The following is a 26,451-nucleotide window of genomic DNA, read 5'->3' as shown; positions in this document are numbered from 1 at the left end:
CCCATGACGACGGACCCGCGACCGGACGACCCCGAGGCACGCGGACTGCGCCTGGTGGCGGTGCTCCTGGGGCTGACCGTGGTCAGCGGACTGATCGACGCGGTCAGCTACCTCGGGCTTGGACACGTCTTCACCGCCAACATGACCGGCAACGTGGTCGTGCTCGGCTTCGCCGCCGCCGGCGCACCGGGCTTCTCCGTCCCGCACACCGCCACCTCCCTGGTGTGCTTCCTGCTGGGCGCGACGGCCGGCGGCCGGGTCTCACAGCGCTACGGCACCGGCTCGCGCCGCACCTGGGCCAGGGTGACCCTCGCCGCCGAGGCCGTACTGGTCGCGGCGTCCGCGGTGGTGGCCTGCGCCGCGCCGGGCACGGAGGCCATGGTGTACTCCGTCATCGCCCTGACCGCCTTCGCGATGGGCCTGCGCAACGCCACGGTCCGCAAACTGGGCGTACCCGACCTCACGACCACGGTCCTGACGATGACCCTGACCGGCCTCGCCTCCGACTCCCGGGCCGGTGGCGGCTCCGGCCACCGCTCCCCGCGCCGCACCGCCTCCGTCATCGCGATGCTGGCCGGCGCCGCCCTCGGCGCCTGGCTGGTGGTCCACCACGACCTGGGCATCCCGCTGCTGATCGCGGCGGTGATGGCGGGCGTCCTGGCCGTGGTGACGTCGGGACGCGAATGACGCCCCTCGGGTAGGAGGGGCCGTACTCCTACGGCAGTCGATGTGCCAGGATGCCGCCCATGGTGAACGTGGACCGTCATCTGGCCGATGACGAGGAACTGATACATGCGACCCGCCAGCACTGGACCCAGATGGTGGGCGAGTTCGTCGTCCTCGTACTCGTCTGGGCCGTGGCGGGCGCGCTGGCGTGGGTGATTCCGTCCGGCAAGGACTGGGGCACCGTGGCCCGGTACGTGGTGCTGGGCCTGGCGCTGATCGTCTCCGTCTGGTTCTGGCTGCGGCCGCTGCTGATATGGCGCAGCACCGTCTACATCGTCACGACGAAGCGGGTCTCCGTGCGCACCGGCTTCCTGACGAAGACGGGCCACAGCATCCCGCTGGCCCGCGTCAACGACGTCGAGTTCCGCGCCACGCTGTGGGAGCGCATCCTGCGCGAGGGAACGCTGACCGTCCAGTCGGCCTCGGAACACGGAACGCTCCAGCTGAAGCACGTCTCGGACCCGGAGGGCCTCCAGGGCCTGATCTACGAGGCCGTGGAGAACGAGCAGCGCAGCCACCAGTGGGGCGGACAGGTGCCGCCGGTCGCCGGATGACGATCATTCAGCGACCGCAGCCGCCCACGACAGGAACTCGGTGAAGGCGGCGGGTGCGAGGGTGAGCACCGGGCCTGCGGGGGTCTTGGAGTCGCGTACGGCCACGGTGGCGCAGGGGGTTTCGGCGATCTCGACGCAATCTCCGCCCTGGTCACCGCTGTAGCTGGACTTACGCCACTGGATCTCCCTCGGCACCACGTTGTTCCCCATAACGCTCCTCCATCACGTGCCGGATCAACTCCGCCGAATCCCTGAGCGAAAGCGCGGCGGCCTGGAGGTGATCGTAACGGAGCGAACAGTCTCTGACTGTTTCCGGATTGGCGCTCGGATGCCCGCTGCCGTAGCCCTCCGTATAAACGATGTCGGGGTCTCCGGCGAAGTGAAAGAGGTTGAACGAGCCTTGAAGCCCCGCGTGCACACCGGCTGAGAACGGCAACACCTGGACATTGACGCGCGGGTTGGTTTCGAAGGTCAACAAGCGGGCCAGTTGGTCCCGCATCGTCTCCTGGCTGCCGATCTTCTGGTACAGCACGGTCTCGCTGAGCACGGACCAGAAGACCGGAGGCTCGCTCTTCTCGAAGATGCACTGGCGAGCGAGTCGTGCGGCGGTGCGGTCCTCGATGTTGACCACGTGCATCGCACTGAGCACCGCACGCGCGTACGCCTTGGTCTGCAACAGACCGTGCACCAGGTGGGTATGGAAGGTGCGGATCTTGACCGCTCGCGCTTCCAGCTCCGCCACCTGCTGAAACCACGCTGGGAGTTGACTCCGCATCACGAGGGTGACGAGCCGGGACAGCAGCCCGCCCGTGCCCAGCGCCGCGTCCGCGCGCTCGCTGAACTCCTGCGTAGGCAGCTTTCTGGCCGTCTCGATCTGGCCGACGAGCGACCCCGTGTAGTTGATGATCTCGCCGAGCTGACGCTGGGTCAGTCCGGCCGTCTCCCGGTGTCGACGAAGCTCGTAGCCGTAGTAGTCGAGCGGTGAGGCGCCCGGGTCGAGGGCGTTGATGTGGGTCACGCGCGGCCCCTCTCGTGCAACTCCGCCCACTGAGGGACGCGTTGTATCCGTTCCGTAGCCGAGCGTAGCCAGCAGGCGCCACTCTCGTACCGTGAACGACTACTTTCCCTCCGTCCTGGCGGGCCCACGCCCCGACCAGTACCGCATGTGCCTCACCCTCGGTGAGCACTCCGCGCGGCACGTCCGCCGTATCGTCCGTTCCTGCCTGGGTGATTGGGACCTGATCGGGCTCACCGACGCGGTGGAGCTGGCCGTGACCGAGCTGGTCGCCAACGTCGTACGGCATGTCCCGGACCGGCGGTGCACGCTGCTGGTGCTGCGGCAGACGGGCGGAGTCCGCGTGGAGGTGACGGACGGCTCGCCGCAACTCCCGGCCGTCCCCGCGGACTTGTCCCCGGAAGCGGAAGGCGGACGCGGACTGCTGCTGGTCGATGCGGTGACCGACAAGTGGGGCGTGGAACCGCGCGGAGGGACCGGCAAGACGGTGTGGTTCGAGTGCTCCGGCACTTCACGGGCGGAAGCGCTCTGACCGCGCTGGAGCGGGAGTTCCTGACCACCAGCGTCCGCACCGGGCGGTTCGTCCAACCCGCCCTGGTGTTGCTGCGGCGGTTCGTCCGCAGCCGCTGGTGGCCCGTGTCCCGGCTCTCCGTGGTGTGCACGGCGGTGCTCTGGACGGTCTGGTTCCTCGACCGCGACCATCCGTGACCCAACGGGGGCCTTTGTTGTGCGGCTCGTCAGCGGGTGACGAGTTCGGCTGCCGGTTGCCTCTCCGGTGCGGCGGGCACGGCGACCGCGCGCGGCCCGGAGAGCAGGTACGTCAGCGTGAAGCCCGCGCCGACGACGATCGCGCCGCCCACCGCGTCCAGCACCCAGTGGTTGCCGGTGGCGACGATGGCCGAGACGGTGAAGAGGGGGTGGAGGAGGCCCAGGGCCTTCATCCACCGCTTCGGGGCCACGACCGCGATGACCACGCCGCACCACAGCGACCAGCCGAAGTGCAGGGACGGCATCGCGGCGTACTGGTTGGTGAGGGCCGTCAGGGTGCCGTAGTCGGGCTGGGAGAAGTCCTGGACGCCGTGGACCGTGTCGATGATGCCGAGGGTCGGCATCAGGCGGGGCGGGGCCAGGGGGTAGAGCCAGAAGCCGACGAGGGCCAGGAGGGTGGCGAAGCCGAGGGCCGAGCGGGCCCAGCGGTAGTCGACCGGGCGGCGCCAGCACAGGACGCCGAGGACGGTCAGCGGGACGACGAAGTGGAAGGACTCGTAGTAGAAGTCGAAGAATTTCCGCAGCCAGCCGATCTTCACCACGGCGTGGTTGACCGCGTGCTCGATGTCGATGTGCAGGAAGCGCTCGAGGGAGAGGATCTCGTGACCGTGCTGCTCGGCGCGGGCCCGGCCGCCGGAGATGGTGCCGCCCTTCGCCGCGAGGCGTACCTGCTGGTAGGCGGCGTAGGTGACGCGTATGAGGAGCAGTTCGAGGAACAGGTTCGGGCGGGTGAGGACCCGGCGCAGGAAGGGGAGCAGGGGGACCCGTCGGAAGCGGGCCGGGACCGGGGGCGCGTACTCCGTGGGGACGGGTGCGGCGTAGTGCTCCGACGTGCGGGACAGGAACGGCACGGCCGTCGCGGCGGCGAGGGCGGCCAGCAGGACGATGTTGTCCCGCAGCGGGTTCAGGGCCGCGATGTGCGGCAGCATCATCTTCGCCGGAAGGGTCATGACGAGGATGACGGCGACCGGCCAGACGTACCGGTCGGAGGCGCGGCGGCCGACCCGGCCGACGACCGCGAGGAGCACCCACAGCAGCTGGTGCTGCCAGGTGGTGGGCGACACCGCTATCGCGGCGCAGCCGGTGATCGCGACGGCGAGCAGCAGTTGGCCGTCGCGGGCGTAGCGCACGGCCCGGCGCAGGGCGAGCACCGCGACCGTCGCGCCCAGCAGCAGGAACAGGCCTATCTCCAGCGGGCCGGTCAGACCGAGCCGCAGCAGGGCGCCGTGCAGGGACTGGTTGGCGAGCGCGTCGGCGCTGCCGCCGAGGCCCACGCCCGCCATGTGGTGCACCCAGTAGGTGTAGGAGTCGTGCGGCATCGCGGCCCAGGCGAGCGCGGTGCACGCGGCGAACGTGACGGCGGTGGAGACGGCGGCCTGCCGGCGCCGGGTGAACCACAGCAGGGGCGCGAAGAGGAGCACCGTGGGTTGCAGGGCGGCCGCGAGGCCGATCAGCGCGCCGCCGGCCCGCTGTCCGCGCGCGACGAAGCAGCCGAGCAGGACGAGCAGGACCGGGATGACGCTGGTCTGGCCGAGCCAGAGCGTGTTGCGCACCGGCAGCGACAGCATGAGCAGGCTGATCGCGACGGGCGCGGCCAGCAGTGAGGTGCGGCGGCCGACCGGACCGGGCAGGGCGCGGGCGGCGATCAGGCCCAGGGCTACCACCAGCAGCAGCGTGCCGAAGGTCCATCCCCATCCGAGGGTCTGCTCGGCGGCCCTGGTCAGCGGCTTGAGCACAAGGCCGCCGAACGGGGTGCCGGTGAACTGCGTCGAGTCGTACAGCGACCCCTTGACGTGCAGGACGCCGTTGGGTCCGACCCAGGTCTCCAGGTCGGTGAGCCGGCTGCCGCGCGGGGTGGTGAGGACGACGGCCACCTGCCGTATCGCGAGGATCCCGGCGATCAGCCACAGCCCCAGGCGGGTCGCGTGCAGGCGCGCCGTGGCCGGATCCGCCGCCGCTCCGAACGCCGCCGCCGGTCCCCCACTGCGCTCCGCATTCGCCACGCCCCCTCGGCCTCCCGCCCCGTACTGTCCCGCGCGCTCCCGCGCCGGGATCGCTTTCGCCGCCCCGAGAGGCTCGCGCCTCCCCTGGAGAGGGACGCGGCAACCCCCGATTCACCTGTCGTCCGCTCGCCTTTTGTCGGGATGACGATAGTGCGCGGACGGTTCGGTTCCCCGGCCGGGGCGCGAGATGGATCACAGTGTGGAGCGGCGAAACACGGCCCGTGCGGGGCCTAAGTGCCTGGACATCCAACATTTAGGTGCAATATGCATCGGCATGCGTACGGTGCGTAACGGACATGAACAGCCGTATGGTCGATTTTCAGCCTGCCCCGGTGGGCTGCTTTCGGCCCCCGCGTCAGCGCCGCCGCACGGGCCGGGTCCCTGTCCCCGTCGAAAGGCAGGCGAGCGAAGCCTTGTCAGCTGTCACCGTCACCGCGCCCCGGTCCGTCTCCCTCACCAAGAGCCGCCACACCACCGTCACCGACCCAGCGCTCGTCCGCCGTGCCGTGAAGGCCGCCGCGCTGGGCAACGCCATGGAGTGGTTCGACTTCGGTGTCTACAGCTACATCGCGGTGACGCTGGGCAAGGTCTTCTTCCCCTCCGGCAACCCGACGGCGCAGCTGCTCTCCACGTTCGGCGCCTTCGCCGCGGCCTTCCTGGTCCGTCCGCTCGGCGGCATGGTCTTCGGCCCGCTGGGCGACCGCATCGGCCGCCAGAAGGTGCTGGCCCTCACCATGATCATGATGGCCGTGGGCACCTTCGCGATCGGCCTGATCCCGTCGTACGCGACGATCGGCGTCGGGGCGCCGCTGCTGCTGCTCGCGGCCCGGCTGGTGCAGGGCTTCTCCACCGGCGGCGAGTACGCGGGGGCGTCCACCTTCATCGCCGAGTTCGCCCCGGACAAGCGGCGCGGCTTCCTCGGCAGCTGGCTGGAGTTCGGCACCCTGGCCGGTTACGTCGGCGGCGCGGGCCTGGTCACCCTGATGACGGCCCTGCTGCCCTCGGACCAGATGACCTCCTGGGGCTGGCGGATCCCGTTCCTGATCGCGGGCCCCATGGGCGTCATCGGCCTCTACCTGCGGATGCGCCTGGAGGAGACCCCGGCGTTCGCGGCCGAGGCCGCCACGTGCGAGTCGAACCGCCCGAAGGTGCCGCTGCGCGAGATGATCGCGGGCCAGTGGAAGGCGCTGCTGCTGTGCGTGGGCCTGGTACTGGTCTTCAACGTCACCGACTACATGCTGCTGTCGTACATGCCGAGCTATCTGACCAGCGTGCTCAAGTACGACGAGACGCACGGTCTGCTCGTCGTGCTCTGTGTGATGGCCCTGATGATGATCGTCCAGCCGTTCGTGGGCGCGCTGACCGACCGCGTCGGACGCCGTCCGGTGATCGCCGCCGGCTGCGCGGGCTTCCTGTTCCTGTCGGTCCCGGCGCTGCTGCTGATCCGCCAGGGCAGCCTGGCGGCGGTGGGCCTGGGCATGGCCGCCCTGGGCCTGCTCCTGGTCTGCTTCACGGCCGCGATGCCGTCCGCCCTGCCCGCGCTGTTCCCGACCCGGGTCCGCTATGGCTCGCTGTCGATCGGGTTCAACATCTCCGTGTCGCTGTTCGGCGGGACGACCCCGCTGGTGGTCACGGCTCTGATCGGCGCGACCGGCAACCTCATGATGCCCGCCTACTACATGATGGCGGCCTCGCTGATCGGCGGCGCGGCGGTCTGGTTCATGGCGGAGTCCGCGGGCCGGCCGCTGCCAGGCTCGGCGCCGTCGGTGGAGGCGTGAGCCCTCCTCCCGACCGCCGAGACCACTCGGTTTCCCACCGCCGTCTCCGGCTCCTGCCGGGGGCGGCGGTGCCGTCTCCGGCTCCTGCCGGGGGCGGCGGTGCCGTCTCCGCCCGAAGGCGACTGCCGTCAGGCCCTCAGGCAGCCCGGACCCACGAGCCGCCCCCGAACGACTGACATTGCCTGACAGCACCTCCGCGCCCGGCTATATTCGTTAGCCCGGCTAGTTAGAGAATCTAACTAGACATACGAAAGGCCTGGTGCATGAGCGACTCGCAGCTGTGGGACGACGTGGACGACTACTTCACCACTCTGCTCTCCCCGGAGGACGAAACCCTTCAGGCCGCGCTGCGCGACAGCGACGCGGAAGGGCTGCCGCACATCAACGTCACCGCGAACCAGGGCAAGCTGCTGCAACTCCTCGCCAAGGTCCAGGGCGCCCGCGCCATCCTGGAGATCGGCACGCTCGGCGGCTACAGCACCATCTGGCTGGCCCGCGCGCTGCCCGCCGACGGACGGCTGATCTCCCTCGAGTACGACCCGCGCCACGCCGACGTGGCCCGCCGCAACATCGCGCGCGCCGACCTGGACCGGGTCGCCGAGGTGCGGGTGGGTCCCGCCCTGGAGTCGCTGCCCCAGCTCGCCGACGAGAACCCGCCGCCCTTCGACCTGGTCTTCATCGACGCCGACAAGGCCAACAACCGGCACTACGTGGAGTGGGCCCTGCGCCTGACCCGCACCGGCAGCCTGATCGTCCTGGACAACGTCGTACGCGGCGGCCACGTCACCGACCCCACCAGCACCGACCCGAGCGTGCTCGGCACCCGGGCCGCCCTGGAACTGATCGCCGAGCACCCCAGGCTGGACGGCACGGCGATCCAGACGGTCGGCAGCAAGGGCCACGACGGCTTCGCGCTCGCGAGGGTGCTGGATTGACCGGCCGGGGCCGTCCTTCGCTACCCGCGGCGCTCACCTGCTCTCTTGCGAGGAAGGTCCGGCCTTCACACCGGGTAGGAATCGCATCCTGTGGCAGCGGCGCTGAGCGCCGCAACATCTGGCTTCTCCAGGCGCGGAGCGTCCTGACGTCCTGTCCGGCGTAGCCGGGTGGAAGTGAACACGTGTGTCTGGTGCGCCCCGCGCACACCACCCTGGACTGCGGATCGTGCGGAGCGAGAACCAAGCACGCACTGCCCCTGTCGGAACGTACCTACGCCTGCACCGCGTGCGGAGCCGTCTCCCCCCGGGACAAGAACTGGCGCCCGCGTGATGCTCGGGCAAGACCGCCTGGAGCGCTGCTCCAGGCGGCGGCCTGAGCCAGGAATCCCCTCCCTTCGAGGGAGGGGAGCAGTCAAACCTCGTGGAAGAACCCGACGTTGACGCTGCGCGGACTCGTACGGTCCTGCACGACGATCTCGCCGGAGCCGCCCCGGGGCAGCGCGACGGTCCCGCCGTAGGCGAGCGGCTGGGTGTGGTCGCCGATGGTCAGCCGGACCTCGGACGACGGCTCCGGCTGGGAGCCGCGCAGCCAGGTGACCTGCCAGGTGCCGTCGGCCGCGCACTGGAACTCCAGGTGGACCCGGGAGACGAACAGCCAGTCGTCGGGCGTCACCAGTCGGCACACGGCCGGGTCCCGGCCCACCCGCAGCGCGGCGCCCGGCTCGCTGGGAGCGTCGGCCATGAGCATTCCGGCCGTGGCGCCCGCGTCCGTCCCGGAGACGGAGGCCATGGTCAGTTCGAGCACGTGGGTTCCCCCTGGTGACGTCCTTCGCGCGGTGGCCGGATTGCCGTGCCGCCGCCGCATGATAAAACGCCCGGCCCGGCCGCGTCCGGCACAATGGACCCATGACCGAGCGAAAGCCACCCGGTGTTGCGTTCGGCTCCTGGGTCGACAAGCAGATCTGCGACGCGCAGGGACGCGGCGAGTTCGACCGCCTGCCGGGCGCGGGGAAGCCGCTGCCGGACGACATGACGTACGACGAGCTGTGGTGGGTCAAGCGGAAGATGGCCCGCGAGGGCCTGTCCTGCCTGCCGCCCACGCTCGCCCTGCGCAAGCAGGCCGAGGACGCGCTCGCGGCGGCCCTCGCGGCCCCCTCGGAGCGGGTCGTCCGCGCCGTCATCGCGGACATCAACACCAAGATCCTCGACATGATGCTGAAGCCACCGCCGGGCCCACCGCTGGGCCTGAAGCGGTACGACGTCGAGGAGGTCGTCCAGGAGTGGCGCAGGCGGCGGGGGGCGGCCGAGTAGACCGTCCGGCCCTGTGGACCCGTAGACCATGCGGCCTCGCGGGCCCGATAGGACGTCCGGCCCCGCGAACCCGCAGGGCGTCCGGCCCCGCGAACCCGCAGGGCGTCCGGGAACCCGCAGGGCTCCGGCGCCGCGCGCCCGAAGACCGTCCGGCCCCGTGGACCCGGACCCGTAGGCATCCGGCGCGCAGGCCCGCAGACCTGTCCGGCGCTGCGGCCCGCAGGACCTCCGGCCCGGGGAGCCCTGTACGCCCCGAACCCGCCGCACACTCCGCACGCACGGCCCGCCGGCCGCCTCGACCGGTGCGCCCGCCGCCCGTCTTAATCGGTTGCGTCCGCCACCCGCCGCGCCCCCACAATGTCGGTCGTGACCTGGACCATTGCCCCGGAACCCGTCAACTCCCCCGCGGCCGCGGCGCTGTGGCGTGCGTACTACACGGAGGTCAGCGACCGCTGGTACCTGCTGTACGAGGGGCACCGCACCGACCCCGACGAGCTGGAGCGGGAGATCGCCGCCCGCACCGGCGACGAACTCACCCCGCCCACCGGACAGTTGCTCCTCGCGCGGTACGACGGCACCCCGGCCGGCACCGCGGGCGTACGGCTGCTGGACGCGGAGCGGGCCGAACTCACCCGGGTGTTCCTGCGCGAGGAGGTGCGGGGCAGGGGCGGCGCCGCCCTCCTGGTCGCCGCGGCCGAGGACGCCGCCCGCGCGCTCGGCGCCCACCGGATGATCCTGGACACCCGTAGCGACCTCGTGGAGGCCCGCACCCTGTACGCCCGGCTCGGCTACACGGAGACCGGACGGCACAACGACGACCCGTACGCCGAGCACTGGTTCAGCAAACCCCTGCGCTGAGCATCAATCCCCCATGCACCGACCCCCCGCCGAGCTGACCGCCGGGGACACGGTGCGGAAGCTGACCGGCACGACGGAGGAGGACGGCTCGGTCACGTTCAGGACGACCGTCCCCGGCGGGGTCGCGAAGGCCCAACTGACCGTCACCGGGGTGCAGTACCAGGACCTCGCGTACTACGGCGAGCTGGACCCGGTCCACTCCCCGGACCTCAGCCGCCCCACCGGCAACCACGGCTGACCGTCCGGCCGGTGACTGCCCGCCCCTGCCGGTGCCCGAGGGCCCCCTGCCGGTGACCGAGGGCCCTCCGGGGTCAGCGGTCACCGGCCGCCTCACATCAGGCGGGGAGCCGGCCGCCGGCTCTCGTGCGGCCGCTCCCGGTCCGACCCGCACAGCTCCCCCGTCAGCTCCTTCACCAGCTGCACCAGGTCGGTCGGCCGGTCCGGGCCCCACCAGTCGCCGAGCAGCTCGGCGAGCGACTCCTCCCGGGCGTGCGCCAGACGCTCGGCGGCCTCCAGGCCCTCCTCGGTCAGTACGAGGTCCACGCCGCGGCGCTCGCCCAGGTGCCGCTCCTCGACCTGGCGGGTGGCCCCGGTGATCACGCCCAGCGGAACGGTGCTGCGCTCGGCCAGCAGTGCGGGTTCCACCCAGCCGTACTTCTTCATCCGCAGCACCAGCCAGCTCGCCGCGGGGTCGAGGTCGTAGCCCGCCCGCGCGGTGATCTCCCGGTAGATCTCGCGCCGCCCCTCGCGGGTGCCCAGCACGGACAGCGCCCGGCACACCTCGTCGTACGAGGACCGCTCGACCGGGTTGGTCGCGTACGTCTCCGTGACGTCGGGGGCGGTGACCGAGCCGCGCAGCCGGTCCTCCTTCAGGAACCAGGCCAGCAGGAAGCCGAGAAGGGCGACCGGAGCGGCGTAGAGGAAGACGTCGGTGATCGCGGACGCGTATGCGTGCAGGGCCGCCGGGCGCAGCGCGGCCGGCAGGGCGGCGATGCCGCGCGGATCGGACTTCAGCGCGTTCGCCGACACCCCGGGCGGCAGCGGCACGCCCTTGAAGGCGGCGGTCAGTTTGTCACCGAGGCGGCTCGCGAAGACCGTGCCGAAGATGGCCACGCCGAAGGAGGCGCCGATGGAGCGGAAGAAGGTGGCGCCGGAGGTGGCGACGCCCAGGTCCTCGTAGCTGACGGCGTTCTGCACGATGAGGACGAGCACCTGCATGACCAGGCCGAGGCCCACGCCGAAGACGAAGAAGCAGGCGCTCATCACGGCCGTCGAGCTGTGCTCGTCGAGTTGGTGCAGCAGGAGCAGGCCGATCGCGGTGACGGCGGTGCCCACGACGGGGAACACCTTCCAGCGGCCGGTACGGCTGACGATCTGCCCGGAACCGGTGGAGGCCGTCAGCATGCCCACCACCATCGGCAGCATGTGCACACCGGAGAGCGTCGGCGAGATGCCCCGCACGACCTGAAGGAACGTCGGCAGGTACGTCATCGCGCCGAACATGGCGAAGCCGACGATGAAGCTGATGACCGCGGAGAGCGAGAACGTGCGGATGCGGAACAGCTTCAGCGGCAGCACCGGTTCGGCCGCGCTCCGCTCCACGGCCAGGAACGCGAGGACGAGCCCGACGCCCACCACCGCCAGGCCGATGATCTGCGGCGAACCCCAGCCCCAGGTGGTGCCGCCGAGCGAGGCCACCAGCACCAGGCAGGTGGCGACCGAGGCGATGAGGAAGGTGCCGAGGTAGTCGATGACGTGCCGCTGCGACCGGCACGGGATGCGCAGGGCGGCCGCGATCACGGCGAGGGCGACCATACCGACGGGCAGGTTGACGTAGAACACCCAGCGCCAGCTCAGGTGCTGGGTGAACAGCCCGCCGAGCAGCGGGCCGAGCACACTGGTCGTGCCGAACACCGCACCGAACAGGCCCTGGTAGCGGCCGCGTTCGCGGGGTGAGACGACATCGCCGACGATCGCCATCGACAACACCATCAGCCCGCCGCCGCCCAGGCCCTGCAAGGCCCGGAACCCGATCAGCTCGGGCATGTTCCGCGCCATGCCGCACAGCGCGGAACCGATCAGGAAGATCACGATCGCGGTCTGGAAGAGCTTCTTGCGCCCGTACTGGTCACCGAGCTTGCCCCACAGCGGAGTCGCGGCGGTCGACGCCAGCAGGTACGCCGTGACCACCCAGGACAGATGATCCAGGCCGCCGAGGTCGCTGACGATGGTGGGCAGCGCGGTCGATACGATGGTCTGGTCGAGCGCGGCCAGCAGCATGCCGAGGAGCAGCGCGCCGATCGAGGCGAGGACGTTGCCCGACACCTGCTCGGGCGCGGCCGCGGCGTCGCCGGGCGAGGGCTGCGGGACCTGTGGGGACTGTGGCGAGTACGTCGATTGCGGGGGCTGCGGCGACTGCGGCGACGCGGGCATGACCGACGACGGACGGTCGCCGTCCGGGACGTCGCCCGTGGTCCCCGTCATGCCGGTCCTGCCGTGCCCATCGCCGGCCATGGAGTCCTCCCGACGCTCTCGTGACAACTTCCATCGTCATCGGTGTGTCCCGTTATGGCCTGTTGAGTCCTCCCGGACGCCGCCATTCCGGGGGCCTCCGGGGAGAAGGCGTACGGAGGATCTGCATAATCCTTGGAGTTCGTACGGGAGGGGACCGACGCGTGGAAGAGCGGAGGGGGCACGTCTGCCCCGAATGCGGGGTGCCCCGGGGCACGGACAACACCCCGTCCTGCGCCTGCGGAAGCCGGGCGTCCGACGCTCTACGCGACGCCCGAACGGCCGAGGCCGCGGCGGCGGAGGACTTCAATCCACTGCGGATACGGCCGTACGTGGACATCAGGGAGACGCCGGCACCGGAGGGTACCGCGGCGGGGGGTGCCGCAGCGGGGCGGGCCCTGGCGGGGGACGTCCCGGCGGGAGGCGCCCCGACAGCCGGTGCCCCAGCAGCGGGTGCCCCGACAGCGGGTGCCCCGGCAGGAGGTGCCCCGGCAGGAGGTGCCCCAGCACGAAGCGCCCCGACAGCCGGTGCCCCAGCAGGAGGCGCCCCGACAGGAGGCGCCCCGACAGCGGGTGCCCCAGCAGGAGGCGCCCCGACAGGAGGCGCCCCGACACAGGGTGCCCCAGCAGTAGGTGCCCCGACAGCGGGTGCCCCAGCAGCGGGTGCCCCGGCACGAGGTGCCCCGACAGCGGGTGCCCCGGCAGGAGGCGCCCCAGCAGGAGGCACCCCAGCAGGAAGCGCCCCGACAGCGGGTGCCCCAGCAGGAGGCGCCCCGACAGGAGGCGCCCCGACAGCCGGTGCCCCAGCAGCGGGTGCCCCAGCAGGAGGCGCCCCGACAGCCGGTGCCCCAGCAGCGGGTGCCCCAGCAGGAGGCGCCCCGACAGCCGGTGCCCCAGCAGGGGACGGCGGGCATGGTGGGCTCGTCGGGGCTGAGGGGGACGGCGGGGCCAGCGGCGCTGTCGGGGTCGCTTGCCCCGCCGGGATCAGTGGAGCCAACGGGATCACTGGAGCCACCACGGTCGCTGGTGCCACCAGGATCACTGGAGCCGTCGGAGACATCGGAAACCTCGGAGATGCCAGGGCTGGCCAAGCCACCGGGGCTGGCGGAGCGCCCGGAGCCGCCGGAGAGACTGGGGCAGCCGGAGCCTCCGAAGCCCCCGTTACCACCACAGCCACGGGGCCAAGCGGGACGCCCGGAGCCGCCGGAGAGACTGGGGCAGCCGGAGCCCCCGAAGCCCCCGTTACCACCACAGCCACGGGGCCAAGCGGGACGCCCGGAGCCGCCGAAGCCATTCCGGCCGCCGACGCCACCGAAGCCACCACAAGCGCCGGAGCCACCGCAGCCGCTTCAGCCACTGGGGCAGGCGGTGCCTCCGGAGGCACCGAGGCCAGCGGGACCGGGACCTCCGGAGCCACGGAAGCCACTATGGCCACTGGAGCCACAACCTCAAGAGCCGCTGGGGCCGCCGGAGCTGCCGGGGCCGGCGGGACCCCCGGAGCAGTCGGGGCCACCGGGGAGGGACCACGGCCCCACTCCCCCGCCGAGTCCACGATGGCGCTGCGAGCCCTCCCCGCACAGCCACCGACCCGCACCACCTCACCCTCCCTGTTCGCACCGCAGCCGGGTGAACCAAGCGCGGCCGACGTGAGCCTGTTCGACACGGCGACGGAGGCGCACCCGGCTGCCGCCCGGGAGCCGGCCGCTGACACCCAGGGCCCCGAGGGCCCCGAGGGCCGGGCGGACACCCGGCGCCGCGGCGGCCGGCGGACCCGCCCCGCCATCGTGCTGTCCGCGTGCGCGGTCCTGGTCACGGTCGTGGCGGGGGCAGGGTTCGCGAGCGGGCTGTTCTCCTACGAGTCGCCGGAGCGGGACGGTGCCTCCCGTCAGGTTCGGGAGAGCGTGCCGGACGCGTGGGTGGAGACACCCTCGGCGTCCGCGCCGACGGCCGCCGTGCCGTCGGACGCGTTGTCGGCCCCGGCGACGACGAGCGGGTCGCCGTCGCCCGGCGCGAACACCTCGCCTTCCGCGTCGGCCTCGGAGTCGGCGGAGTCGTCGCCGTCCGGATCGCAGGCGGGGAACGCTCCCGGCCCGGGTTCGGAGTCGACCGGGCCGACGGAGACCGCGACGACCATGCGCGACAGCGCCCCGGCGACCCCCGATCCGGTGCTGCGCCACGGCGACCAGGGCTCCGAGGTGACCGAACTCCAGCTGCGGCTCAGCCAGTTGTACTTCTACCCGGGGAAGGCCGACGGTGTCTTCGGCCACCGGCTGGAGCGGTCCGTGCGCGCGTACCAGTCGTCCCGCGGCATCAGCGCCGACGAACCCGGGGTGTACGGACCGGCGACGAGGGCACGACTGGAGTCGGAGACGACAGAACCCTGAGCCGGAGGCGTCCCGGCGCCGCCGCTATGCCACGTGCAGCCGGACGCTCCCGTCACCCACGGCCTCGACCCGCACCTGGGTCAGGTCCGGCACGACCGCGTCCGGCCGGTGGAACCCGGCACGCGGACCGACGCCGATCACCCGCATGCCCGCGGCGCGGCCCGCCGCGATCCCCGCCCCGGAGTCCTCGAACACCACGCAGTCGGCGGGCGCGACACCCAGTTCGGCGGCGCCCTTCAGGAAGCCCTCCGGGTCGGGCTTGCTCGCCCCGACGGACTCGGCGGTGACGCGCACGTCGGGCAGGGGCAGGCCGGCGGCGGCCATCCGGGCCGTGGACAGGGCCACGTCGGCCGAGGTCACGAGGGCGTGCGGCACCTCCCGCAGGCCCGTGAGGAACTCCGCCGCCCCGGGAATCGGAATCACGCCGTCCATGTCCGAGGTCTCCTCGGCAAGCATGCGCGCGTTCTCGGCGAGGTTCCGCTCCATGGGCCGGTCCGGCAGCAGCAGCGCCATCGAGGCGTGCCCCTGACGACCGTGGACGACCTTCATCACCTCGTCACCGTCCAGCCCGTGCCGGTCGGCCCAGCGGCGCCAGATCCGCTCGACGACGGCGTCGGAATTGACGAGGGTGCCGTCCATGTCCAGCAGGAGGGCGCGGGCGGTGAACACGGCGGTGGCCGTCATCGACAACTCCAAGACACGGCGAAGGGGGCGCGGGATCACGGCTCCCCGGAGAAACAAGGCGGCCCCGTCCACCGGTCAGGGAAAGCGGACGGGAGCCACTTTGTTTCTCCACGGTACAAAACATCCCTTCATCCCGCCACCACGCCTGCGGCATGGAGCCGGGGTGAAGCCCGGAAGAGGACCTGCGGGCGAGCGAAGCGGGGGCGCAGGGGCGAGCCCCCGCCCGGGTCCGGGGCGGAGCCCCCACGGCGGGACTCTCTCCCACCGAGACGGATGGGAGGGTGGGAAAGCGGGGGTGCGGGAGGGCAGCACGCCCGCCGCGGTCTGGGGCGGAGCCCCGGGGCCGGAACCCCTCACCCCACCGAGACGGACGGGCGAGCGAGCAAAGCCGAGGCGTAGGGAGCAACTCCCCGCCGCGGCCTGGGGCGGAGCCCCGGGGCCGGAACCCCTCACCCCACCGAGACGGACGGGCGAGCGAGCAAAGCCGAGGCGTAGGGAGCAACTCCCCGCCGCGGCCTGGGGCGGAGCCCCGGGGCCGGAACCCCTCACCCCACCGAGACGGACGGGCGAGCGAGCAAAGCCCGGGCACAGCCCGAAACCCCGTCACACCACCGCCTCCCACAGGCTCCACACACCCAACCCCGCCATCAGCAACGCCGCGATCTTCGTGATCAACGCAAGCGGCACCCTCCGCATCAGCGCCTTGCCCCCCACAATGCCCAGCCCCGCCACCGCCCAGAGCGCCAGCACCGCCCCCAGCCCGACCGACAGCGGATCGTCGTAACGAGCGGCAAGGTTGGCCGTCATGATCTGCGTGAGGTCACCGAACTCCGCGACCAGGATGAGCATGAACCCCGTCCCCGCGACCTTCCAGAAGGACTGGTCCTCGGGCCGCCGGATCTCCTCCTCCCCGTCGCCCTTCTTCAGCAGCAGCATGGCCGCGCCACCGAGGAACAGCACACCCGTCAGCGCGTGCACGATCCGCTGCGGCAGGAGCGTCAGCACACTGCCGGCCGCCACGGCCAGCACGACGTGCAGCAGAAACGCGGCGGCGACACCGGCGAAGACGTACGAGGCCCGGTACCGCGTACCGAGGACGAGCCCCGCCAGTGCCGTCTTGTCCGGCAACTCCGCGAGGAAGACGACGCCGAAGACGAGCGCCAGGACGCTGAAGGTGATCACTGTTCCTCAATCGGTCGGGGCCACCCCGCCGAGAGTGCTGCGACTGATGCGATAAGACGCCTCGGCAGGACAGCACACGGGTCACCCCTGCCGTACGGCACGGGCGTGCACTGCTCACCGAAGGTCTCGCTGGCCGACCTCGCTCACGAGGTCCGCCTCCGGGCGCCGGCTCAGCCGAGCTGAGCAGTATGTCGACGGTCCGGCGAAGAGCTACTCCCCTTCCGCGCCACCCATCGTACGCGACCGCCCGCGCGACCCGGCCGGCACCGAGATCCACATCACAGCGAACAGCAAGTCCGCCCACACCCCCTTGCTGTGTCATGCACGCGTCATTAGCTTCTCACCGCACACTCACCCGCCCGCAACACTGCGCGGCGAGCATTCCCTCGTTTCCCCTGCTCGCACCAACGCCCCTCACACCCAAGGGAGTTAGCATGGCTCGCAGGTCCAAGCTCTACGCGCGTCAACGACTCAGCATAGTCGCGGCGATCACCGGACTCATAGCATCCATAGGCCTGTTGAACGGCCCGGCCGCCTCCGCGGCCCTCCCCACCCCCGTCAGCGCGGCCACCGCCCGCAGTTACCTCGCCTCCCTCACCGTGTCGACCGAGAACCGCACCGGCTACGACCGCACCCTCTTCCCGCACTGGATCACCATCAGCGGCAAGTGCGACACCCGCGAGACGGTCCTCATGCGGGACGGATCGAACGTCGTCACCGACGCCAACTGCGCGTCCATCAGCGGCAGCTGGTACTCCACGTACGACGGCGTCACCCTGACCGACTCCTCCAGCCTCGACATCGACCACGTCGTGCCACTCGCCGAGGCCTGGGACTCCGGCGCCGGCAAGTGGACCACCGCCCAGCGCCAGGCGTTCGCCAACGATCTGACCCGCCCCCAGCTCATCGCGGTGTCGGCCAGCTCCAACCGGTCCAAGGGCGACAAGGATCCGGCCGAGTGGATGCCGACCCAGACGTCGTACCGCTGCACCTACGTCCGCGCCTGGGTGCAGGTGAAGTACTACTACAACCTCTCCGTCGACACCGCCGAGAAGAGCGCGCTCCAGAACTACCTCGCCGTCTGCTGATCCCCCGACCCTCCCCACCAGCCTCCGCCGCCCGGTACCCGTAGGGGGCGGCGGAGGGCGGCCGGATCCAACGCTGCCCGGGCGCGCCAAGCACATGAACCCCCAGTGAAACTTCTGTCACACTTCCGGCGTACGCTGTATGGCTGTTCACAGGCCGCTCCTGCCGCTCCGCACGACACCGCGGTACGGTCCGCGGTTCACGGGGGTGACGGGGGGAGTTTCGGTGCTGGAGAGTGTGGCGAGGGTGGGGTCGCTCACCGGCACTCCATGGATCTACGTCGTGGTGGCCGCGTCCGTTCTGCTGGATGTGTTCCTGCCGGTTCTGCCCAGCGGCGTGCTGATAGTGACGGCCGCCACGGCGGCGGCCGCCGGCACGGGCGCGGCGACCGGACATGTCCCGCAGAACGTGCCCGACATCCTGGCCCTGACCCTGTGCGCGGCGACGGCCTCCGTGCTGGGGGACCTCGTCGCCTACCGCCTGGCCCGGCACGGCGGCGAGCGCCTGGACCGCGCGATCTCCCGCTCCCGGCGGCTGAGCCGGGCGCAGGAACGGCTCGGGGCGGCCCTGTCCCGGGGCGGCGGCGCGCTGGTGGTCCTGGCCCGCTTCGCTCCGGCCGGCCGCTCGGTGGTCTCCTTCAGCGCCGGCGCCGCACACCGCCGGGTCCGGGAGTTCCTGCCCTGGTCCGCGCTGGCCGGCCTGTCCTGGGCCGCCTACAGCGTGGCCCTCGGCTACTTCGGCACCCGCTGGCTGGGCGCCGCCTGGATGGCGACCGGCGTCTCGGTGGCGGCGCTCTTCGCGGCGGGCGCGGGAGCGGCGTACCTGATGCGACGCACGCCGAAGCCGGCGGAGGCGTCGTAGGAAAAGACCGCTGGCCGGCGCCGCACCCGACACCTACCGTCACCCGCCACCACCGTCACCCGCCGCCCGGCCGCCGCCCAGCCGTCACCCGGCCCTGCGCGCCGCCTGCCCCCGCACTTCCAGCCCCGCCAGCAACTCCTGCGTGGCCTGCGCGATCACGTCGACCGCCCGGTCGAAGACCTCCTGGTTGTGCGCGGCCGGCGCCCGGAACCCCGAGACCTTCCGCACGAACTGCAAGGCGGCCGCCCGGATCTCCTCCTCGGTCGCCTCCTCGGGCAACGCGGGCGGGCGCAGTGTCTTGATGCTCCGGCACATGCCCCCAGTGTCAGCACGCCCCGCCCGCACCGCGCAAGCGCCTCGCCACACCCTCCTCAGACGGCCCGACCGAGGGCCGGCATCACGCAGAGCAGCACGCCCAGCAGCGCCAGCCCGATCGCGGCGACCCGCGCACCACCGCGCGGGTGCGGCATCCCGCCGACGGTCCCCAAGACCACCACGGGCACGGCGACGTGCGCCACCACCATCTGCGCGTCCCCGTACCGGAGCGGCCCGAGCACACCGTCCTGACAGGCGGCGCAGGCAAGCGTGAGCAGCGGCACGACGAACATCGGCACGGCCCCGGCGAACAGCACGATCAAACCGAGGACGACGAGCCCCACCAGTCCCGGTGGTCCGCGCGCGGGCGTTCACGGTGTTCTCCGTGGCCGGGACAGTACGGGCCGTGCCCCGACCCCGGCATCCGCGTTACTACTCGAGAGCCCCTGCTCAAAAGCCGCACCCCCCGGCAGCCGCCCCCCGACGCCACCTGGAGCGAACTCGAACGCATGAACCCCCACAGTACGGTCGCGCCCCAAATTCGAACAGGCGTAGCATTGCGCTGTGGCTACGCGCTATGACTTCCCGAGTGACCTCCTCGCCGGTCAGGAGGAGCTGCACCAGGTCCGGGCCGAGCTGGCGGCCCTGCTCAAGCGGCTGCCCTGGTCGGTCGAGCCGCTGGACGGGTTCAGCGACGACGGTGGCTGGCGCAGGGTGGAGCGGCCGGCCTCACCGGGTTGGACGCCCGACGAGCAGGCCGCGGTCGAAAAGCTCCGCCGCCGCGAGCACGAACTCGCGGTGTTCGTCAGCACCCACCGCTACTGGTCGGAACTGACCGGCCCGGACGGCGTCACCGCCCGCAGCCACCTGAAACACGCCCACGAGCCCCCGGGCAACGAGGACGAGCCCCCGCCCTCGACCGCCTGAGCCACGCCTCGCTCCTGGAGGTGCCGCGGGACGCCGAGGGCCAGGCGACGGGTTTGCGGGACGGCTCCCCCGGCAAGGTAGGCTGTCGACTCGTCCGGGTGCGTAGCTCAGGGGTAGAGCGCCTGCCTTACAAGCAGGATGTCGGCGGTTCGAAACCGTCCGCGCCCACCGGTTGCAGTGCACGGCCAGGGCCCAGGTCCACGGGTGACACCCGGAGACCTGGGCCCTCGTCGTGTCAACGGACCCGTGCTGCGGGGGTTTACCCCACCCCCCGTCCGGTAGCGCACCGGATTCTGCGCGGCGGTGGTTCTTCCTACGGTCTTCACAGAGCCGTGGGGGCTCGTCGTCCGTTGTCTGGGGGAGATCGTCATGTCCCGTTCCGTGCCCGCTCGTGTCGCCGCCGTCGCCGGTGCCGTCGTGGTTCTGGTCGCCACGGCCACGGCCTGCGGGGGATCCGCCGAGGACGACACCAGCCCCGAGCGGCGCTCCTTCGCCCTGCGCGGAAGCACCCTGACCGTCGACTCGGACGACTCGGCGCTGGAGATCGTCGCCGCCGGTTCGGTGCAGGCGGGGACCGTGGAGGTCACCCGCTGGTTCCGTGGGTCCGTGCTGGCCGGGGACGATCCGAGGGTGAACTGGTCCATGAAGGACGACCGGCTGGTGCTGCGGATGAAGTGCTCGGGGTTCGTCGCCGACTGCTCGGCCAAGCACCGGATCGAGGTTCCGCGCGGGATAGCCGTGAAGGTCGAGGACCGCGACGGCAGCGTGCGGGCGCGCGGGTTCAAGGACGCGCTGAGCATCCGCACCGGCGACGGATCCGTGCACGTCACCGACTCCACCGGGCCCCTGGAGCTGCGCTCCGGCGACGGTTCCGTACGGGCGGAGGTCTCCTCGCGCCGGGTGCGGGCCACCACCGGCGACGGCTCGGTCCGCCTCGAACTGGCCGCCGTGCCGGACCGGGTGGAGACGAGCTCCGGGGACGGCTCCATCAGCGTGGTACTGCCGCACGCCGGGTACCGGGTGTCGACGAAGACCGGCGACGGATCGGCGGACGTCTCCGTACCCCGGGACGACTCAAGCTCCCACGTGGTGTCCGCGACCACCGGCGACGGGAGGATCACAGTTCGTACGGCTGACTGACCGGCCCGTGTGTTCGTCCGCCGCGAATGGGACAATGACCACACGCATGGCGGACCACAGCACGGGAGAGGGATGTGACGGCGACACCGGCGACCCCCGCACAGCCGCACTCGCCGTTTGCACGGCCCCGGCCCCGGAGCGCCTGTCCGGGACCGGCGCGCACCGCGCCCGCCCGTGCCGTCCATGACGTCCTCGTCCTGATGGGCCTGCCGGTGCTCGCCGTGCTCGCGCTGCCGGCCGCCTTCGCGGGCGGCGGCACCCGGCGCTGGTTCGGCGGCCGGGCCGAGACCCAGCGGGCCGAGGCGCAGGCCGCCAAGGACGCCGCCGCGGCCGCCTTCTACGAGCTGGACAGCGCCCAGCGCGACCTGCGGATCTCGATCGAGACGATCACGGCCGTCGACGACTCCCCCGCCGTCCGCCGCGCGGTCGCCGACTTCGAGGCGCTCGGCCGGCGCATCGACGAGGTCAGTCGGCGTTACATCCAGGCCGTCGACGCCCAGGACCTGGACCGCGACGACCTGGAGGCCTCCGTCGCCTCCCGGGCGCGCGTCGACCTGACCGCCGCCAAGGACGAACTGCTCAACGTCAAAAGGGAGCTGGACCGTTTCGGCAGTGGCCTCGGGCCGTTGCTCGGGAAGGCCGAGACCCAACTGGCCCGTGTGGCGCCCGCCGTGGAGCGCGCCCGGCAGGCCCTGAGCGCCGCCGCCGGCGCCCTGGACGACGCCCGCGGCTCCGGGCTCCGGGCGGACGACCTGGCCGCCCGGCTCGCCGCGCTCTCCCCTGAGCTGACCAGGCTCAACCAGGGCGCGGGACAGCACGGCGTGCAGCCGACGCTGGAACGCGCCGAGCGGGTGGCGCGGGAGGCGGAGGCGATCCGGGCGGAGGCGGTGCGGCTGCCGGAGCAGGCCGCCGAGATCGATCACCGGCTGGTGTCGCTGCGCACCCGGGCGCAGGCGCTGAGTACGCGCGCCGGGCAGGTGGAGCCGGTGCTCAGCGAGCTGCGGCGGCGGTTCACGGCCGCCTGCTGGCAGGATCTGCAACAGGTGCCGGAGCAGGCCGCCGGGAGTGTGCGGGAGGCGGAGGCGAAGCTCCGGGAGGCGCGGGCCGCGCGGGACGCCCAGCGCTGGCCGGACGCGACCGCGCTGCTGTCGACGGTACGGGCGCTGCTGAACACCACGGACGAGGCGGTGTCGGCCGCCGGGGACCGGCTGCGGCGGCTGAACGCGGTGCAGAAGGACCCGCAGGCGGAGATCGAGCGGACCCGATTCGCGATCCGGGACGCGCAGCGGCTGGCCATGTCGGGCCGTACGACGCCGGATCCGCGGCACGCCCGTCCGCTGGACGACTCGGTGGGCCGGCTGGAGCGGGCGGTCGCCACGCTCGAGGGCCGCCATCCCGACTACTGGCACTTCCTGACGGAGACCGAGGCGGTACGGCAGACGGTGGCCGCGGTGGTGGCCCGGATCCGCGAGGAGCGGGGAGCCGGCCACTGACGGCCCGCTCCCCGGGGTCACCGGTCCGGTGCGGTAGGCGTAGTAGTACGCGTCCGGGTAGGAGGCGATGATGCTCGCCACCGACCTGTTGTAGGTGTTGGTGGAGTGGCAGGTACGGCACGCCCTGCGCGCCCTTGTTCGCAGCCGCCACGCGGCCCTCGCGGCGCGAAATCATCAGCCGTCTTTTCAATTCCTCCGCACAGGAACCGGACAGAGACCAAGACATGGGGGACGGGAAGGGCTGCGCGTCCGGTCACGCCCGTTAATCTGGGCGCATGCCTCGCTACGAGTACCGCTGCCGGAGCTGCGGCGACACCTTCGAACTGAGTCGTCCCATGGCGGAGTCGTCCGCCCCGGCGAGCTGCCCCGCCGGGCACGACGACACGGTCAAGCTGCTGTCCACGGTCGCGGTGGGCGGCTCGGCGGCCGCCCCGGCACCCTCGCCGCGGTCCGGCTCGGGCGGCGGCGGGTGCTGCGGCGGGGGCTGCTGCGGCTGACGCTGCTACCGGGGCGCCCGGGCCGCCTTGAGGAACTCCCGCACGATCCGCTCCCCGGCGAGCACCCCGCGCTCGGGCAGGGCGGCGATGCCGGGTGCCGTCCAGCCGGTGTCGGCCAGTTCACCGTGTCCGGGCCGCCAGCCGCGGTCCACGGCGTGCAGCAGGTCGGCGTCCAGCAGCGAGTCGCCGGCACCGAGGACGAGGTCGGCGCCGGTGCGGCGGGCGACCTCGCGGACGGCGGCGCTCTTGGTCAGCGGCTTGGGGACGGCGTAGAGCTTGCGGCCCTGCAGGGAGACCGTCCAGCCGCGGCCGGCCGCCCACGCGGCCAGCTCCTTCATCCACTCCTCGGGCAGGAGCTCGCGCTCCACCACGAGGTAGGCGAACAGGTCCTCGGCGACGCGGTGCTTGCGCACCCAGGCCGGGTCGGCGGTGCGCAGCAGGTGCTCCTGGACCTCCGCGAGCGACGCGCACTCGTCGGCCAGCCGCGCAATCACCCGCCGGTGCCAGTCGCCGTCCGACACGCCGTCCACCAGCAGGTGGCCGCCGTTGGCGCAGACGGCGTACGTCGGGGCCGGGCCCGGCAGGTTGATGCGCAGGTACTGCCTGCGGGTGCGGGTCGTGGCGGGCACGAACAGCGCCGTGTCGGCGAGATCGGTGAGCAGCTGGGCGGCCGTCTCGGTCAGGTACGACAGCGGCCTGCTCTCGTGCACCTCCACGCACAGCAGCCTCGGCGCCCGCGCGTCCGGCATGGTCAGCGCCAGGGCGGCGGAGGAGTAGATGAGCGTACGGTCGAGATCGCTCGCCACCAGGACCGGCATCAGCGGGTCACCGCCCTGCCGTCGGCGCCGGTCGCCCCGCGCGTGTACCGGGGGTGGATCAACCCCACGCAGCTGTACGGCAGTTCATCGACCTCCTCGACCGGGACCCCGCGCTGCCCCGCCAGCAGCCGTACATGGTCCAGGTCGGCGCCGGCGCCGGACCGTGCCAGGACCTTCCACGGCACCCGGCGCAGCAGCACGCGGGTGGTCTCGCCGACGCCGGGCTTGACCAGGTTCACGTCATGGATGCCGTACTCCTCGCTGATGCGCTCGACCGCCGCCCAGCCCTCCCAGGTGGGGGTGCGGTCGGTGGACAGCAGTTCCTTGGCGGCCATGTCGACGCTGTCCTCGACCTCGGGGAAGTACTGGGAGACGGCGTCGAGGAAGACGTTCGACGCGTCGGCGCCGGCCAGTTCGCGGTAGAACTTCGCCCCGTGGAAGTCGTGCGGGCCGACCAGGTCGGCGCGCAGCACGGTCCGGGAGATCAGGCCGGACACGGTGGAGTTGAGGCAGGCGGAGGGTATGAGGAAGTCCTCCCGCGTGCCGTAGGTCCGCACGCACGAGCCGGGGTCGGCCAGCACCGCGATCTCCGGGTCGAACCCGGTGATCCCTTCACGCTCCTCCAGCTCCCTGATCGCCTGGGCCAGTTCGCGGGTGATGGCGCCCTTGCCGGTCCAGCCGTCGACGAAGACGACGTCGCGGGGGTCGTGGTGGGCGGCGAGCCAGCGCAGCGCGTTGGTGTCGATACCGCGGCCCCGCACGATCGACACGGCGTAGTGCGGCAGGTCCCGGCCGTGCCGGAACCGGGCCCAGCGCCGCATCAGTACGCCGACGGGTGTGCCGGCGCGGGCGAGCGAGACGAGCACGGGGCCAGGGGTCTCCTCCGTCCCGGCCGGGCTCTTCCGGCGCAGGGGGAGTTCGGCGAGGATCGTCTCGGTGACCACGCCGACGGCGCGGGCGATGCGCGCGGCGGAGGCCGTCAGGGCCGCGTGGAACAACTCCTGGTACTGCTCGCTGGGCTGGTACTCCACCGGCAGCGACTCGGCGTAGTGCGCGCCGCCGCTCTGGATCGCCTCCTCGCGCTCCTCCGTCGGCGCCTCCAGCGTCACGTCCGAGAGGTCCTGCAGCAGCCAGCCGACCTCGTCGGGCGCGTACGAGGAGAAGGCGGGGCCGCGCAGGGGCTCGGGCAGCATCGGGGACCTTTCGGGGGCGTGCGGGGGCACGGGGAGGTACGAGGGCACGACCGCGAGCAGGACGTGCGGGGTGTGCGCGGCGAGCCGGGCCAGCAGGCCGGTGGGCGCGCGCAGTTCGGGGGTGTCGGCGACGGAGTCGACGACGGCGACCACGGCGTCGAAGCCGCCGCCGGCCACGTTGTAGGCGTAGCGCTCGCCGGGGCCGTCGGCCGGGTTGTCGTGCGCCGGGAAGACCAGCCGGGTACGTATCGCGTAACCGGGGTCGTCCACGGCGAGTACGGGCGAGCGGGTGGTGGTGGAGTACCGCACCTCGGCCTCCACGACCTGCTCCACCTCCCGCGCCAGCCGCAGCGGCGCGTACATCAACTCCTCGCAGCCGAGCACCAGCACCCGCCGCGCACCCCGCGGCAACGCCTCGGCGATCCGGGCGGCCATGGCGGGCAGCGCCCGCTCCAGCCGGTCCCTGTGCACCGGCGTGAAGCCGTGCCGCCCTCCGTCCGGAACCCCCCGCGGCCAGTGCAACTCGACCCGGCGCACCCGCACCGCCCCCCGCTGCCCAGGAACGACGGACGCCCCACACACGACAGCACCCTCCGCCCCCGCCGAAGCACCGGCTGGGGATGGTGCCTGCTCCGTGTGGAACTCGGCCAGTTGGGCTGTTTCGTGGTGTGCGACGAGTTCTTGGCCCTTCTGAAGGACGTCCGCCGGGAGGTGGACCGTGCCGGAGGCGGTGGTGACCAGGGACACCTGGGCGTCGATCTGGTCGGCGAACTGCCGCAGGCGGTCGGCGTCGGACGGGGCCCGCATGTCGACCAGCGCTACCACGACGTACCGTTCGCGCGGGTAGCGGGCGTGCAGGGCGCGGATGGTGTTCAGGACCGTGTTGCCGGTGGAGAACTCGTCGTCCACCAGGACCAGCGGGCCGTCGGAGGCCAGCAGGGCGGGGTCCTCGGGCAGCAGGAGGTGGGAGGTGGCGTGCGAGTGGGACTCCTCGAAGCCGCCGGCCGTGGCGACGCCGGGGACCGGGCGGCGCGTGGAGTGCAGGTACGGCGCGGTGCCCAGGCCGTCCGCGACCGCGTGGCCGAGGCCCGTCGCGGTCTCCGCGTAGCCCAGGACGACCGCCCTGCCGGACTGGTCCGCGCCCAGCAGGTCCCGTACCCGGCGGCCCAGGGCGAACCCGTGGCCGTACACGACCGAAGGCGACTGCGGCACGTGCTTGCCGAGCACGTTGGACACGAGCAGGTGCGCCCGCTTGGGGTTGCGGCGCAGCGCGAGCCCCAGCAGGCCCGTCAGCCGGTCGTCGCCCACGAGTTCGACACCGAGCCGCTCGGCGACCCAGGTGCCGGACCAGAGCCCGTCGTTCACTGGCTTGTTCATGCCTTCCTTGCGTGCCCTCGGCGGTGATGCGGGGC

At 72.3% G+C, this 26,451-nt stretch carries 29 protein-coding genes and 1 tRNA gene; 18 read left to right on the top strand and 12 right to left on the bottom strand.

All coding sequences use genetic code 11. From position 1 onward, the window contains the following. The first annotated feature begins 3 nt into the window (after positions 1-3). Together ACFY4A_RS01630 and ACFY4A_RS01625 are read left to right on the top strand one after the other, a co-directional pair. A complete protein-coding gene (locus ACFY4A_RS01630; protein ID WP_390827399.1) occupies positions 4-687 on the top strand; it encodes a YoaK family protein in 684 nt (227 codons plus the stop codon). 59 nt (positions 688-746) lie between these two features. Next, positions 747-1,280 (top strand): PH domain-containing protein, encoded by a 534-nt coding sequence (locus ACFY4A_RS01625; protein WP_390827398.1) that lies wholly within the window; start codon positions 747-749, stop codon positions 1,278-1,280. Between the two features lie 3 nt (positions 1,281-1,283). Here the strand turns inward: ACFY4A_RS01625 and ACFY4A_RS01620 are convergent, their stop codons facing one another. Further along, entirely contained in the window at positions 1,284-1,490 is a 207-nt protein-coding gene (locus ACFY4A_RS01620; RefSeq protein WP_390827397.1) for a DUF397 domain-containing protein, read from the bottom strand. After that, positions 1,450-2,298: a helix-turn-helix domain-containing protein gene (locus tag ACFY4A_RS01615; RefSeq protein WP_390827395.1), complete on the bottom strand. Its 849-nt coding sequence runs from the start codon at positions 2,296-2,298 to the stop codon at positions 1,450-1,452. Before ACFY4A_RS01615 ends, ACFY4A_RS01620 begins: the two co-directional genes overlap by 41 nt. A gap of 91 nt (positions 2,299-2,389) precedes the next feature. Here ACFY4A_RS01615 and ACFY4A_RS01610 point away from each other — a divergent pair, with 91 nt between their 5' ends. Continuing rightward, entirely contained in the window at positions 2,390-2,827 is a 438-nt protein-coding gene (locus ACFY4A_RS01610; protein WP_390827394.1) for an ATP-binding protein, read from the top strand. Then, positions 2,794-3,003, top strand: coding sequence for a hypothetical protein (locus ACFY4A_RS01605; RefSeq protein ID WP_390827392.1), 210 nt, complete (start codon positions 2,794-2,796; stop codon positions 3,001-3,003). The genes ACFY4A_RS01610 and ACFY4A_RS01605 overlap by 34 nt, the downstream gene beginning before the upstream one ends. Positions 3,004-3,032: 29 nt before the next feature. Here ACFY4A_RS01605 and ACFY4A_RS01600 read toward each other — a convergent pair whose 3' ends face one another. Next, positions 3,033-5,066 (bottom strand): phosphatase PAP2 family protein, encoded by a 2,034-nt coding sequence (locus ACFY4A_RS01600; protein ID WP_390827391.1) that lies wholly within the window; start codon positions 5,064-5,066, stop codon positions 3,033-3,035. Positions 5,067-5,479: 413 nt separating this feature from the next. Here ACFY4A_RS01600 and proP point away from each other — a divergent pair, with 413 nt between their 5' ends. From proP to ACFY4A_RS01585, 3 genes are all read left to right on the top strand, one after another. After that, positions 5,480-6,844, top strand: coding sequence for a glycine betaine/L-proline transporter ProP (proP, locus tag ACFY4A_RS01595; protein WP_390827390.1), 1,365 nt, complete (start codon positions 5,480-5,482; stop codon positions 6,842-6,844). A gap of 263 nt (positions 6,845-7,107) precedes the next feature. Next, positions 7,108-7,779, top strand: coding sequence for an O-methyltransferase (locus ACFY4A_RS01590; protein ID WP_390827389.1), 672 nt, complete (start codon positions 7,108-7,110; stop codon positions 7,777-7,779). A 182-nt stretch (positions 7,780-7,961) separates the two neighbouring features. Next, on the top strand, positions 7,962-8,156 hold the full coding sequence (locus ACFY4A_RS01585; RefSeq protein ID WP_390827388.1) for a zinc ribbon domain-containing protein: 195 nt from the start codon (positions 7,962-7,964) through the stop codon (positions 8,154-8,156). A gap of 35 nt (positions 8,157-8,191) precedes the next feature. On the opposite strand, the gene ACFY4A_RS01580 is transcribed toward ACFY4A_RS01585, so the two are convergent. Continuing rightward, positions 8,192-8,584, bottom strand: coding sequence for a hypothetical protein (locus ACFY4A_RS01580; RefSeq protein WP_390827387.1), 393 nt, complete (start codon positions 8,582-8,584; stop codon positions 8,192-8,194). A gap of 101 nt (positions 8,585-8,685) precedes the next feature. On the opposite strand from ACFY4A_RS01580, the gene ACFY4A_RS01575 reads away from it, so the two are divergent. The 3 genes from ACFY4A_RS01575 (at position 8,686) to ACFY4A_RS01565 (ending at position 10,186) form a co-directional block, all read left to right on the top strand. After that, complete coding sequence (locus tag ACFY4A_RS01575; RefSeq protein WP_390827386.1) at positions 8,686-9,090, top strand: DUF1992 domain-containing protein; 405 nt, start codon at positions 8,686-8,688, stop codon at positions 9,088-9,090. Positions 9,091-9,447: 357 nt separating this feature from the next. Then, positions 9,448-9,948, top strand: coding sequence for a GNAT family N-acetyltransferase (locus ACFY4A_RS01570; RefSeq protein WP_390827385.1), 501 nt, complete (start codon positions 9,448-9,450; stop codon positions 9,946-9,948). A gap of 13 nt (positions 9,949-9,961) precedes the next feature. Beyond that, positions 9,962-10,186, top strand: a complete 225-nt coding sequence (locus ACFY4A_RS01565) for a hypothetical protein (protein WP_390827384.1) — start codon at positions 9,962-9,964, stop codon at positions 10,184-10,186. A gap of 92 nt (positions 10,187-10,278) precedes the next feature. Here the strand turns inward: ACFY4A_RS01565 and ACFY4A_RS01560 are convergent, their stop codons facing one another. Together ACFY4A_RS01560 and ACFY4A_RS01555 are read right to left on the bottom strand one after the other, a co-directional pair. Continuing rightward, positions 10,279-12,462: a DHA2 family efflux MFS transporter permease subunit gene (locus tag ACFY4A_RS01560; protein ID WP_390827383.1), complete on the bottom strand. Its 2,184-nt coding sequence runs from the start codon at positions 12,460-12,462 to the stop codon at positions 10,279-10,281. 1,882 nt (positions 12,463-14,344) lie between these two features. Continuing rightward, positions 14,345-14,593: a hypothetical protein gene (locus tag ACFY4A_RS01555; RefSeq protein WP_390827382.1), complete on the bottom strand. Its 249-nt coding sequence runs from the start codon at positions 14,591-14,593 to the stop codon at positions 14,345-14,347. On the opposite strand from ACFY4A_RS01555, the gene ACFY4A_RS01550 reads away from it, so the two are divergent. Beyond that, entirely contained in the window at positions 14,592-14,843 is a 252-nt protein-coding gene (locus ACFY4A_RS01550; protein ID WP_390827381.1) for a peptidoglycan-binding protein, read from the top strand. The two genes, ACFY4A_RS01555 and ACFY4A_RS01550, sit on opposite strands and share 2 nt — an antisense overlap. Before the next feature lie 24 nt (positions 14,844-14,867). Here ACFY4A_RS01550 and ACFY4A_RS01545 read toward each other — a convergent pair whose 3' ends face one another. Continuing rightward, a complete protein-coding gene (locus ACFY4A_RS01545) occupies positions 14,868-15,527 on the bottom strand; it encodes an HAD-IA family hydrolase (RefSeq protein WP_390827380.1) in 660 nt (219 codons plus the stop codon). A 603-nt stretch (positions 15,528-16,130) separates the two neighbouring features. Further along, positions 16,131-16,709, bottom strand: coding sequence for a TMEM165/GDT1 family protein (locus tag ACFY4A_RS01540; protein ID WP_390827379.1), 579 nt, complete (start codon positions 16,707-16,709; stop codon positions 16,131-16,133). Positions 16,710-17,143: 434 nt separating this feature from the next. Between ACFY4A_RS01540 and ACFY4A_RS01535 the strand changes: the two genes are divergently transcribed. Next, positions 17,144-17,797, top strand: a complete 654-nt coding sequence (locus ACFY4A_RS01535) for an HNH endonuclease family protein (protein ID WP_390827378.1) — start codon at positions 17,144-17,146, stop codon at positions 17,795-17,797. 223 nt (positions 17,798-18,020) lie between these two features. Next, a complete protein-coding gene (locus ACFY4A_RS01530) occupies positions 18,021-18,656 on the top strand; it encodes a DedA family protein (RefSeq protein ID WP_390827377.1) in 636 nt (211 codons plus the stop codon). Between the two features lie 84 nt (positions 18,657-18,740). On the opposite strand, the gene ACFY4A_RS01525 is transcribed toward ACFY4A_RS01530, so the two are convergent. Both ACFY4A_RS01525 and ACFY4A_RS01520 read right to left on the bottom strand, forming a co-directional pair. Further along, positions 18,741-18,971 (bottom strand): DUF2277 domain-containing protein, encoded by a 231-nt coding sequence (locus ACFY4A_RS01525; protein WP_390827376.1) that lies wholly within the window; start codon positions 18,969-18,971, stop codon positions 18,741-18,743. Between the two features lie 56 nt (positions 18,972-19,027). Further along, positions 19,028-19,315 carry a hypothetical protein gene (locus ACFY4A_RS01520; protein WP_390827375.1) on the bottom strand — a complete coding sequence of 96 codons (288 nt, stop codon included), beginning with the start codon at positions 19,313-19,315 and terminating at the stop codon, positions 19,028-19,030. A 220-nt stretch (positions 19,316-19,535) separates the two neighbouring features. Here ACFY4A_RS01520 and ACFY4A_RS01515 point away from each other — a divergent pair, with 220 nt between their 5' ends. The 5 genes from ACFY4A_RS01515 (at position 19,536) to ACFY4A_RS01495 (ending at position 23,028) form a co-directional block, all read left to right on the top strand. Further along, positions 19,536-19,898: a hypothetical protein gene (locus ACFY4A_RS01515; RefSeq protein WP_390827374.1), complete on the top strand. Its 363-nt coding sequence runs from the start codon at positions 19,536-19,538 to the stop codon at positions 19,896-19,898. Between the two features lie 96 nt (positions 19,899-19,994). Continuing rightward, a tRNA-Val gene (locus ACFY4A_RS01510) sits at positions 19,995-20,066 on the top strand. A 201-nt stretch (positions 20,067-20,267) separates the two neighbouring features. Continuing rightward, positions 20,268-21,038 carry a DUF4097 family beta strand repeat-containing protein gene (locus ACFY4A_RS01505; RefSeq protein WP_390827373.1) on the top strand — a complete coding sequence of 257 codons (771 nt, stop codon included), beginning with the start codon at positions 20,268-20,270 and terminating at the stop codon, positions 21,036-21,038. Between the two features lie 74 nt (positions 21,039-21,112). Then, positions 21,113-22,531: a hypothetical protein gene (locus ACFY4A_RS01500; RefSeq protein ID WP_390827372.1), complete on the top strand. Its 1,419-nt coding sequence runs from the start codon at positions 21,113-21,115 to the stop codon at positions 22,529-22,531. Positions 22,532-22,806: 275 nt separating this feature from the next. Beyond that, on the top strand, positions 22,807-23,028 hold the full coding sequence (locus tag ACFY4A_RS01495) for a zinc ribbon domain-containing protein (RefSeq protein WP_390827371.1): 222 nt from the start codon (positions 22,807-22,809) through the stop codon (positions 23,026-23,028). 5 nt (positions 23,029-23,033) lie between these two features. Here the strand turns inward: ACFY4A_RS01495 and ACFY4A_RS01490 are convergent, their stop codons facing one another. Continuing rightward, positions 23,034-23,846: an HAD family hydrolase gene (locus ACFY4A_RS01490; protein WP_390827370.1), complete on the bottom strand. Its 813-nt coding sequence runs from the start codon at positions 23,844-23,846 to the stop codon at positions 23,034-23,036. After that, positions 23,846-26,416 carry a phosphoribosyltransferase gene (locus ACFY4A_RS01485; protein ID WP_390827369.1) on the bottom strand — a complete coding sequence of 857 codons (2,571 nt, stop codon included), beginning with the start codon at positions 26,414-26,416 and terminating at the stop codon, positions 23,846-23,848. The genes ACFY4A_RS01490 and ACFY4A_RS01485 overlap by 1 nt, the downstream gene beginning before the upstream one ends. Positions 26,417-26,451: the final 35 nt, after the last annotated feature.

The organism is Streptomyces sp. NPDC001292 (assembly GCF_042896465.1).
Lineage (GTDB): Bacteria > Actinomycetota > Actinomycetes > Streptomycetales > Streptomycetaceae > Streptomyces.
Note: the sequence above shows the minus strand (reverse complement) of the source record. Positions and strands in the feature narration are given on the sequence as shown.